At 71.1% G+C, this 9551-nt stretch carries 10 protein-coding genes; 5 read left to right on the plus strand and 5 right to left on the minus strand.

Features of this window, described 5'->3' with window-relative positions:
- Positions 1 to 227 precede the first annotated feature (227 nt).
- Positions 228 to 2345, plus strand: coding sequence for an excinuclease ABC subunit UvrB (uvrB, locus tag VGX25_RS17775; RefSeq protein WP_326918933.1), 2118 nt, complete (start codon positions 228 to 230; stop codon positions 2343 to 2345).
- Positions 2346 to 2585: 240 nt separating this feature from the next.
- Here uvrB and VGX25_RS17780 read toward each other — a convergent pair whose 3' ends face one another.
- A complete protein-coding gene (locus VGX25_RS17780; protein ID WP_326918923.1) occupies positions 2586 to 3881 on the minus strand; it encodes a hypothetical protein in 1296 nt (431 codons plus the stop codon).
- Positions 3882 to 4019: 138 nt separating this feature from the next.
- On the opposite strand from VGX25_RS17780, the gene VGX25_RS17785 reads away from it, so the two are divergent.
- The gene (locus VGX25_RS17785; protein ID WP_326918924.1) at positions 4020 to 4430 is read left to right on the plus strand and encodes a DUF2000 domain-containing protein; all 411 of its coding nucleotides are present in this window, start codon (positions 4020 to 4022) and stop codon (positions 4428 to 4430) included.
- 7 nt (positions 4431 to 4437) lie between these two features.
- On the opposite strand, the gene VGX25_RS17790 is transcribed toward VGX25_RS17785, so the two are convergent.
- Entirely contained in the window at positions 4438 to 4854 is a 417-nt protein-coding gene (locus tag VGX25_RS17790) for an organic hydroperoxide resistance protein (RefSeq protein WP_326918925.1), read from the minus strand.
- Positions 4790 to 5305 (minus strand): MarR family transcriptional regulator, encoded by a 516-nt coding sequence (locus VGX25_RS17795; RefSeq protein WP_326918926.1) that lies wholly within the window; start codon positions 5303 to 5305, stop codon positions 4790 to 4792. The genes VGX25_RS17790 and VGX25_RS17795 overlap by 65 nt, the downstream gene beginning before the upstream one ends.
- Positions 5306 to 5375: 70 nt before the next feature.
- On the opposite strand from VGX25_RS17795, the gene VGX25_RS17800 reads away from it, so the two are divergent.
- On the plus strand, positions 5376 to 5675 hold the full coding sequence (locus VGX25_RS17800; protein WP_326918927.1) for a hypothetical protein: 300 nt from the start codon (positions 5376 to 5378) through the stop codon (positions 5673 to 5675).
- A gap of 228 nt (positions 5676 to 5903) precedes the next feature.
- Positions 5904 to 6272, plus strand: coding sequence for a DoxX family protein (locus VGX25_RS17805; RefSeq protein WP_326918928.1), 369 nt, complete (start codon positions 5904 to 5906; stop codon positions 6270 to 6272).
- Here the strand turns inward: VGX25_RS17805 and VGX25_RS17810 are convergent, their stop codons facing one another.
- Positions 6273 to 6431, minus strand: coding sequence for a hypothetical protein (locus tag VGX25_RS17810; protein WP_326918929.1), 159 nt, complete (start codon positions 6429 to 6431; stop codon positions 6273 to 6275). It lies immediately after the preceding gene.
- A gap of 158 nt (positions 6432 to 6589) precedes the next feature.
- Between VGX25_RS17810 and VGX25_RS17815 the strand changes: the two genes are divergently transcribed.
- Positions 6590 to 7372, plus strand: coding sequence for a crotonase/enoyl-CoA hydratase family protein (locus tag VGX25_RS17815; protein WP_414635856.1), 783 nt, complete (start codon positions 6590 to 6592; stop codon positions 7370 to 7372).
- On the opposite strand, the gene VGX25_RS17820 is transcribed toward VGX25_RS17815, so the two are convergent.
- The gene (locus VGX25_RS17820; protein WP_326918931.1) at positions 7359 to 9443 is read right to left on the minus strand and encodes a hypothetical protein; all 2085 of its coding nucleotides are present in this window, start codon (positions 9441 to 9443) and stop codon (positions 7359 to 7361) included. The genes VGX25_RS17815 and VGX25_RS17820 overlap by 14 nt on opposite strands.
- Positions 9444 to 9551: the final 108 nt, after the last annotated feature.

Genomic DNA, 9551 nt, shown 5'->3' on the forward strand with positions numbered 1-9551 from the left:
CCTACCAGCTCGGCGATCACGTCACCACCCCCGAGATCGGCCGGAGCCAGGCGTCGGCCGCACGGTCCGGCTGGTCACCACTCCGAGACTCGCCGGAGCCCGCCCGACCTGGCCGGCGAGGCGGGCGTCGAGCGGATCCGCTCGGGGCGGCTGCTGCCCGCGGCCTGAAACTGTCGGTCGCCACGCGTAGCCTCATTTTCGTGGCGATTGTGACTGCACGTTCCAGTATGCGGCCCATCGGGGACATCCCCCGGTCGGAGGGCCGGTTCCGCATGGCCAGCGAGTTCCAGCCGGCCGGTGACCAGCCGGCGGCCATCGACGAGCTGGAGCGACGGCTGCGGCGCGGCGAACGCGACGTCGTGCTGCTCGGCGCCACCGGCACCGGCAAGTCGGCCACCACCGCTTGGCTGATCGAGCGGTTGCAGCGGCCGACCCTGGTCATGGCGCCGAACAAGACGCTGGCCGCCCAGCTCGCCAACGAGCTGCGCGAGTTCTTCCCGGACAACGCCGTCGAGTATTTCGTCAGCTACTACGACTACTACCAGCCCGAGGCGTACGTCCCGCAGACCGACACCTACATCGAGAAGGACTCCTCGGTCAACGACGACGTCGAGCGGCTGCGCCACTCGGCCACGTGGAGCCTGCTGTCCCGGCGGGACGTGGTCGTGGTGGCCTCCGTGTCGTGCATCTTCGGCCTCGGCAGCCCGCAGGAATACCTGGACCGTACGATCGGGCTCGCCGTCGGCGAGACCGTCGACCGCGACGTGCTGCTCCGCGCCCTGGTCGACACCCAGTACACCCGCAACGACCTCGCCTTCTCCCGGGGGACTTTCCGGGTCCGGGGCGACACCGTCGAGGTCATCCCGGCCTACGAGGAGCTTGCCGTCCGGATCGAGCTCTTCGGCGACGAGGTGGAGGCGCTGTACTACCTGCATCCGCTCACCGGCGAGATCATCCGCGAGGTGCAGGCGGTGCGGATCTCCCCGGCCACGCACTACGTCACCGGACCGGAGCGGATGGAGAAGGCCATCCGCGGCATCGAGGCCGAGCTCGAGGAGCGCCTTGCGACGCTTGAGAAGCAGGGCAAGCTGCTGGAGGCGCAGCGGCTGGGCATGCGCACCCGGTACGACATCGAGATGATGCGCCAGGTCGGGTTCTGCTCGGGCATCGAGAACTACTCGCGGCACCTCGACGACCGGCCGGCCGGCTCCGCCCCGGCCACGCTGCTCGACTACTTCCCCGAGGATTTCCTGCTCGTCATCGACGAGTCACACGTGACCGTGCCGCAGATCGGCGGCATGTACGAGGGCGACGCGTCGCGCAAGCGGGTCCTCGTCGAGCACGGGTTCCGGCTGCCGAGCGCGCTGGACAACCGGCCGCTGACCTGGGAGGAGTTCCAGGACCGGATCGGCCAGACGGTGTACCTGTCGGCCACCCCAGGCCCGTACGAGATGGGCCAGACCGGCGGGGAGTTCGTCGAGCAGGTGATCCGCCCGACCGGGCTGGTCGACCCCGAGGTGATCGTCAAGCCCACCGAGGGCCAGATCGACGACCTGGTGCACGAGATCCGGGTCCGGGCCGAGCGCGACGAGCGGGTGCTGGTCACCACGCTGACCAAGAAGATGGCCGAGGACCTCACCGACTACCTGTTGGAGCTGGGCGTCCGGGTGCGCTACCTGCACTCCGAGGTCGACACCCTGCGCCGGGTGGAGCTGCTCCGCCAACTGCGGCTCGGCGAGTTCGACGTGCTCGTCGGCATCAACCTGCTGCGCGAGGGCCTCGACCTGCCCGAGGTGTCCCTGGTGGCCATCCTCGACGCGGACAAGGAGGGCTTCCTGCGCAGCGGCACCTCCCTGGTGCAGACCATCGGCCGCGCGGCGCGCAACGTGTCCGGCCAGGTGCACATGTACGCCGACACGATCACCGACTCGATGCGACACGCCATCGACGAGACGAACCGCAGGCGCGCCAAGCAGATCGCGTACAACACCGAGCACGGCATCGACCCTCAGCCGCTGCGCAAGAAGATCGCCGACATCCTCGACCGCGTCTACTCCGAGGCGTCCGACTCCGACGAGGTCGTCCCGATCGGCGGCTCCGGCCGCAACGCCTCCCGCGGCCGGCGCGCCACCGGCGAGCCGGGCGGCCGCTCCTCCGGCGTCTACGTCAAGGAGAAGGTGAGCTCCATGCCCCGCGCCGAGCTCGCCGACCTCGTCCAGCAGCTCACCGACCAGATGATGAACGCCGCCCGGGATCTCCAGTTCGAGCTGGCGGCTCGGCTGAGGGATGAGATCGCGGATCTGAAGAGGGAGTTGCGGGGGATGGACGCGGCCGGGATCAAGTGACCTGTCGGGGGGCGGGTTGGCCGGTGGGGGGCCGGGGGAGAGGGGCGCTTGCGGTGACGGCGTCGTGCTGTGGGTTGTGCGGCTGGCGGTTGGCGGGGTGGGGCGCCGGGCTTTGGAAGGTGGTTGGGTTGCTGTGCGCGGCTGCGCTTGGTGGGGTGGGCGCGGTGGTTGCGTGGCGTGGCGCGCCGGCGGTTGGCGGGGTGGTGGTTGGCGCCGAAACGACGATCTTTTGTTGGGGTGTCAGGGGTTCGGCTGGCGGAGGGTGTAGCAGGCGAAGTATTCCTTGCCGGGTTGTAGGACCCAGTGGGCGTAGGCGGCGGCCGTGCGGCTGGCTTCGGGGGAGTCGACGGCCATGTCGTACTCGCCGGGTTCGAGTTCGATCCGTTTGAGGGTGGCCTGGTCGCGGCAGAACTGGTTTCCCTCGCCGGTGACGTCGGGGCAGTTGGGGCAGCCGTCGATTGTCTCCACGCGGGGGTCCGGGCCGCTGAGGGCGATCCGCATCAGCTCGGTGGAGTCGTTGTGCACCACGAGTATGGCTTTGTTGCCGCCGACGGTGCGTAGCGGCTCAGGGACGCCGAGGTCCTTGGCCGCGCTGTCCGCTCGCGCTTGCTTGTTTACCAGAGTGGCGAGGGTGGCGATGACTTCGGGGGTGAATCGGTGGCCGGGGAATTTCTTGAGGAATTCTTCGGCTTCGGCGATGGCGGTTGGGGTGGGGGTGGTTTGTGCTCTGGAGCAGGTGTTGAGGAGGCCGGGGAGTAGGTCGGTGCGGGCGGCGAGGATCGGATCGTTGCGGAACTTGTCGAGTTCGAGGCACCAGATGGTGTCCTTCAGCATTGTGGCCTCGGTGTCGGCGGCGACGCGATCCTGGCCGTAGTCGGCGAACAGGCGGGAATAGGTTGCCAGCGCCTTGGGTTTGTCGACGGCGGCGGTGTAGGCGGCGCCGCAGGCCGCGTGGAAGGTGGGGGCGACGGCGGGGTCGAGCAGTTTCCGGTCGCGCAGTGTCGGGAGGGTGTCGCAGCTGTCGACGCTGGCGAGGCGGGCAAGGTCGGGCAGCTTGAACAGTTCGGCGATTCGGTTGCGGGCGGCGTCGGTCAGCGGGCTTGGCGGGCGGTCGGGCAGGAAGGCCGCGTAGGCGGCGAGGGCGCCGGAGGGGTTGCCGGTGTGCTGGCGGTCGACGGCCACCTGGAAGGCCTGGCATTCGGCCTTCTCGGACTCGGCGCGGGTGAGGGTGTCGCCGATCGTGACGAGTCGCCAGCCGGTGATCACGTCGTCGTAGTGGCCGATCGCGGCGGCGCAGTCGGCGCGCTGGTAGGCGGCGTGGCCGTCCTCGTAGGAGCCGGAGTCGAGGAGGTAGCGGACCACCGAGTAGCCGGCGGCGAGCAGGGCGACGGCGAGGGTCGCGGCCAGCAGCGACAGCCACAGCGTGCGGTGCGACCGGCGGGGCCGGGGTGGGGTTGCCAGGTCCGGCAGGGGGAAGCCCGACGGCGGGGTGGGCGCGTCCGAGTCCACGGCAGGGTCGTCACCGGTGGTCGACATGCCCGAGCCCCCATCTCGTACGCGCTAGCCCCAGCGGCACGCGATTCGCATCTTGGTCCCGACGCGGGCCGGGCGTCAACGGCTCGGCGCGCTCCTGCGTTCAAGACCGCGGGCGGGCTGATCTTTCATGATGGGCGCATGCGTTTCGACACCAAGATCGTCGTTGCCGTGCGCGAGGATCTGGAGATCTGGCGGAGGTTGAACGTCACGGCGTTCCTGGCCAGTGGGATCGCCGCGGGCGTCGGGGAGGTCACCGGCAAGCCGTTCGAGGACGCGTCCGGGAACCGTTACCTGCAGATGTTTCGCCAGCCGGTGGTGGTCTGCACCGGCGACGCGGAGGCGCTCGGCCGCACGCATCGGCGGGCGCTGGACCGGGCCATGGCGACCGTGATCTACCCGGAAGCGTTGTTCGCCACCGACAACGAGGACGACAACCAGGCGGCGGTCCGTGGCCTGCCCGCCGACCGGCTTGGCCTCGCCGGTCTGGCGGTCTACGGGTCTCGCAACGCGGTCGACAAGGTCTGCAAGGGGCTGCGCCTGCACCCGTGATCGCCGGTCAGGCGACGCGCAGGTCGACCTCGATGTTTCCGCGGGTGGCGTTGGAGTACGGGCAGACCAGGTGCGCCTGGGCGGCGAGGTCCTCGGCGACGGTCCGGTCGATCCCTGGAAGATCCACGAGCAGGCTCACGGTCAGGCCGAAGCCGCCGCCGTCCGGTCCGATCCCGACCCGGGCGGTCACCGTCGACGAGCCCAGGTCGACCTTCGCCCTGCGCGCGACGAGCGCGAGCGCGCTGTTGAAGCAGGCCGCGTAGCCGGCGGCGAACAGCTGCTCGGGGTTGGTGGCGTCGCCGCCTGGGCCGCCGAGCTCCTTCGGAATGGCCAGTTGCTCGTCGATCACGCCGTCCGAGCTACGCACCTCGCCGGCTCGCCCGGCCCCGGTCGCTACCGCTTCCGCCGTGTACAGCACCTGCACTTTCCCAGTTCTCCATTCCCTCGGGCAGCGCGGCGGCCGTGATCCGGCGCAGCAGCGCGCGGAGCGAGACCAGCTCGTCGCCGGATATTTCCAGGGTGCGGACCAGCCGGCCGGGCACCGGGCGCGCCTCGTCGCGCAGCGCCATTCCCTTGTCCGTCAACGTGATCTCCACGCTGCGCTCGTCGTCGGGCCGGCGCTGCCGCCGCACCAGACCGCTGGCCTCCATGCGTTTCAGCAGGGGTGACAGGGTGCCGGAGTCGAGCTGCAGCGTCGCGCTGAGTTCCTTGACGGTGGTCGAGCGGTGCTCCCACAGCACCAGCATCACCAGGTACTGCGGGTAGGTCAGGCCGAGCTCGTCGAGCATCGGCCGGTAAAGGCCGGTTACCGCGCGGGAGGCGGCGTAGAGCGCGAAGCACACCTGATCCGACAGCCGCAGGGATGTCCGTGCCACGCCGTCACCTCCTCACCCCGAGGAACGTAGCACACAATTCAATTGTACACAATTAATCGGCGTCGGGGGTGTGGAACGACACAGCGCCAAGCAGTACGGCAACACCGGCGTAGGCGGCCAGCGCACCGAGCCCCGCCCACGGCGCGATCGGGAGACCCTCGAGGTCCGGGTGGCCTGGATGGCCAGCCCCGCCGTCATCGGCGCCAGCCGCATGATCCACCTCTGCCACTCGGGATCGCTGACCAGCGTGGCCACGATGGGAAGCACGCTGAGCACCACGGTGATCGACGCGCCGGTGTGCCGGATGACCAGCGCCGCGCCGATGGTGAGCAGAGCGATCAGTCCGAAGTGGAGCACCGTGCCGGCGTAGGCGCGCAGCGTCGATCCATCCACAAGCGGCAGTGAGGAGATGCCCTTGTCCGGAACAGCGTGCGGTACACCGGCGGTGCCCGACGACGAGGTGCGTGAGCTGCTCGACCGCTCGTACGACGCCATCGTGGCCACACTGCCGGAGAGCAAACGTCCTGCCTGAGTCACATTTGGCCGGGCGACCTCGTCCTGTCTCCGGAGCCGTTATTCAACAGCCGAGGAGATAGTCATGAACATCGCGTTGTGGATCGGTCAGGGCCTGCTCGCCGTGATCTTCGTGGCGTCCGGGACGGCGAAGTCGACGCAGAGCCGGGACCGGATGCTGGCGACCGGGCAGACCGCCGCCAAGATCGTGCCGCTGCCCCTGATGCGGGTGGCCGGGGTGAGCGAGCTGTTCGGGGTGCTCGGGGTGATCCTGCCCTGGGCGACCGGGGTGGCGCGGGTGCTCACGCCGGTGGCCGCCACCGGCCTCGCAGTGATCATGATGCTGGCCGCGACCGTGCACGGCCGGCTGCGCGAGCCGCGCAACATCGCCATCAACATGGCGATCCTGGCGCTGGCGGTGTTCGTGGCCTGGGGCCGGTTCGCGGACCTGTGATCAGTCGGCGCGGTGCCGGCGCCGCGGGGCGCCGGGCGCGCCGTGATCCGGCTCGCCCGGCCCTGGCGCCGGTGGGGGCTGCGCGGGCGGCCGTGCCTCGGTCATCTCCCGCAGCAACTGGTCGAAGATCGGGGTGGACACCCCGCCCTGCCGTGCCATGCCAAGCCTCCTAGCACCCGAAACATCACCTGAGACGGTACCGATCGCCGGCCGCTAGCCTGCCAAACGACGAGCGACACGAATGGGCGAACTCTCGCCTACGTCGAGTGTGGATCACGTCCATCCGTGGTTGGCCGCGCCCGCTCGCCTGGGTGAGGATGGGGCCCATGACCGCAATCCCGGAGAACCTGGTGTCCCTCAAGGTCGACAGCTCCGATCACGTGGCCGAGGTGACGCTGCTCGGCCCCGGCAAGGGCAACGCCATGGGCCCCGACTTCTGGCGCGAGCTGCCACTGGTGTTCGGCGCCCTGGATGCCGACCCGGCCGTGCGCGCCGTCGTCCTCACCGGTAGCGGCCCGCACTTCTCCTACGGTCTCGACCTCCCGGCCATGGCGCCCAAGCTCTTCGGCGACGGGGCCGCGCAGGGCCCCCGGCTGCTCGCCGAGATCCACATCCTCCAGGACTCCGTCACCGCGGTCGCCGCCTGCCGCAAACCCGTGATCGCCGCCGCCGACATCCGGCTGGCCAGCGCCGACGCCAAGTTCAGCGTCCGCGAGGTCAAGCTGGCCATCGTCGCCGACCTCGGCAGCCTGCAGCGCCTCGCCGGCATCATCGGCGAGGGTCACCTTCGCGAGCTGGCCTTCACCGGCAAGGACGTCGACGCCACCCACGCCGCCCGGATCGGCCTGGTCAACACCGTCTACCCGGACCAGGACAGCACCCTCGCGGCCGCCCGCGATCTCGCCGCCGAGATCGCCTCCAACTCCCCGCTCGCCGTCCAGGGCGTCAAGGACGTCCTCAACTCCGACCGCGAGTCCACCGTCGCCGCCGGCCTCCGCTACGTCGCCGCCCGCAACGCCACCGTCCTGCCGAGCAAGGACCTCACCGAAGCCGTCCAGGCCTTCCTCGAACGGCGGGCCCCCACCTTCACCGGCGAATAGCGGGCACGTCGTACACCGTGACGTCGAAACGTGTCCGGACGACGAGGCGGTGCTCGGCGGTGAAGGCGAGGCCCAGCACCGGTTCGGGAACGTCGATCGCCGGCAGGGTATGCCCTCCGGCCGGATCGCAGATCTCGACGAGACCGTCCTCCTGTAGTTTCCCGTCGCCGCCGACCGCCGCGAGCACGGTTCCGTCCGGCAGCCGGGTGCAGGCCACGGCATGGGGAACGGACGTGCGCAGCGGCAGCGGCTGGCCGTACGGGTGGCCCGTGGTCAGGTCCCAGGCCCGCAGGGTGCCGGGCGTGCCGAAGTAGTCGTTGCCGTCGACGGCGACCGCCACCGGCGTGCCGTCCGCCAGCAGGGCGCCGGCCGCGACGCCGTACCAGTCGTCGCGGAGCGGCCGGACCGACCATGGGCCGTGGGGGCGGCCGGTGCGCAGGTCCCACGCCCGCCCGGACTCGTCGTCGAGCACGATCGCCAGCAGAGTTCCGTCGATGAGCGGCAGGCTGGCCACCGCCCGCGTCGAGTCGGGGTCGGCGGGCAGCGGTGGCCCGTACGGCCGTCCGGTGTCGAGCTCCCACGCGCGGATCGGCCCGCCGGTGACCAGGATCGGGGCGCCGTCGGCGAGGGTGACGCAGTCGAGAACGTCCAGCTCACCGGTGTGCCCCGCCAGCACCACGTCGCTGGAATCGCCGGACGCCAGATCCCACAGCCGCACGCTCACGTCACCGGGGATCGCCTTGCCCGGAGTCACCACCACCGCGGCGCCGTCCGGCAGCCGCGCGCAGGCAGCAGCGTCGTCGCCGTGGCCGGGCAGCAGCCGATCGCGCAACCGCCCGGTGCCCGCGTCCCAGAGTTGGACGGTGGGTCCCCGGCGATCCTCCTGGGCGACGGTGACCACCACCTCGCCGCCGCCGGGCATCCCGACGCACCCCACGATCCGGATCGGACCGGTGAGCCCCTGCGCCGACGGCGCCACGCGCAGGCTCCACACCTGCATGTCCTCGCTCGCGACGACCAGCACCGGTGTGCCGTCCGGCAACTCGGTGCACGCCAGCTGCGGCGGCGGGCCGATGTGCGGCAACGACGTGCCGTGGGGTTGACCGGTGGCCAGGTTCCAGGCCTGCACCCCGTCCCGGCCGAGCGAGACCGCGATCGGCGTACCGTCGGCGAGCAGGGTGGCGGCCAGACCGCCGAACTCGTCGCCATGATCGGTCGCCGGCCGGCCGTAGCGACGACCGGAGGCCAGATCCCACGCCTGCACCGTCCCGTCCCGCCAGGCCGTTTCCTCCTCGCCGTGTCGACCACCGCGGACGATCGCCAGCGGCGTCCCGTCGCTCAACCTCAGGCACGCCAGGTGGGACACCGTGAAGTCGGTGACGACCGGCTCGCCGCGGAAGCGGCCGGCGGGCAGGTCCCACACCCGCAGGGACTCGCCGTCGCCGATGACCGCAACGGGCGTGCCGTCGGTCAACCCGGTGCACGCCACCCGCGGCAAGGGATTCTCACACCGCACCGTCCGGTCGTGCGGCTGGCCGGTTTCCACGTCCCAGAACCGGATCGTGCCGTCGGCGCTGCCGGTCACCGCGACCGCGGCGCCGTCGGCGAGCCGCGCGCACGCCAGCGCGTGGTGCACCTCCTGACCGCCGTCGAGCGGGTACACCTCCCGACCGCCGCCGGCCGGCGACCCGGACCGCAGCCGGCCGGTCAGCAGATCCCACACCCGCAGGACGCCGTCGCCGTCCGCGGTCACCGCCACCGGGGCGCCGTCACGCAGCCGCGTGCACGCCACCGTGGACGACGGCCACGACCAGGGGGCGGTGTCGGGGACCGGCCGGCCGAAGTGCCGGCCCCTGGACAGACCGGTGGCCAGGTCCACCACTTCCCACCAGCCGTCCCGTTCGCAGCAGAGCACCGCGACCACCGTCCCGTCCGGCAGCCGGGTGCAGGCCACCCCGGAGAGCATGGTGGCCTCGCCCGACGGGAACTGCCGCCACAGCAACCGCCGACGATGCTCGGCGCCGCATCCGACCGCCCAACGCACGCTGGGCGACCCCCCATGCTCCGACATCGGGTTCTCCTGTCACGGGATAGACGATCTTCGCTGGCCGGGAGCGTACCGGCCCGGCGCACGGGCGCGGGGTGGTTCGACACGACGGTGCCGCACGCCGGGCGGAGC

This window comes from Actinophytocola sp., from assembly GCF_035942955.1.
Lineage (GTDB): Bacteria > Actinomycetota > Actinomycetes > Mycobacteriales > Pseudonocardiaceae > DASYTH01.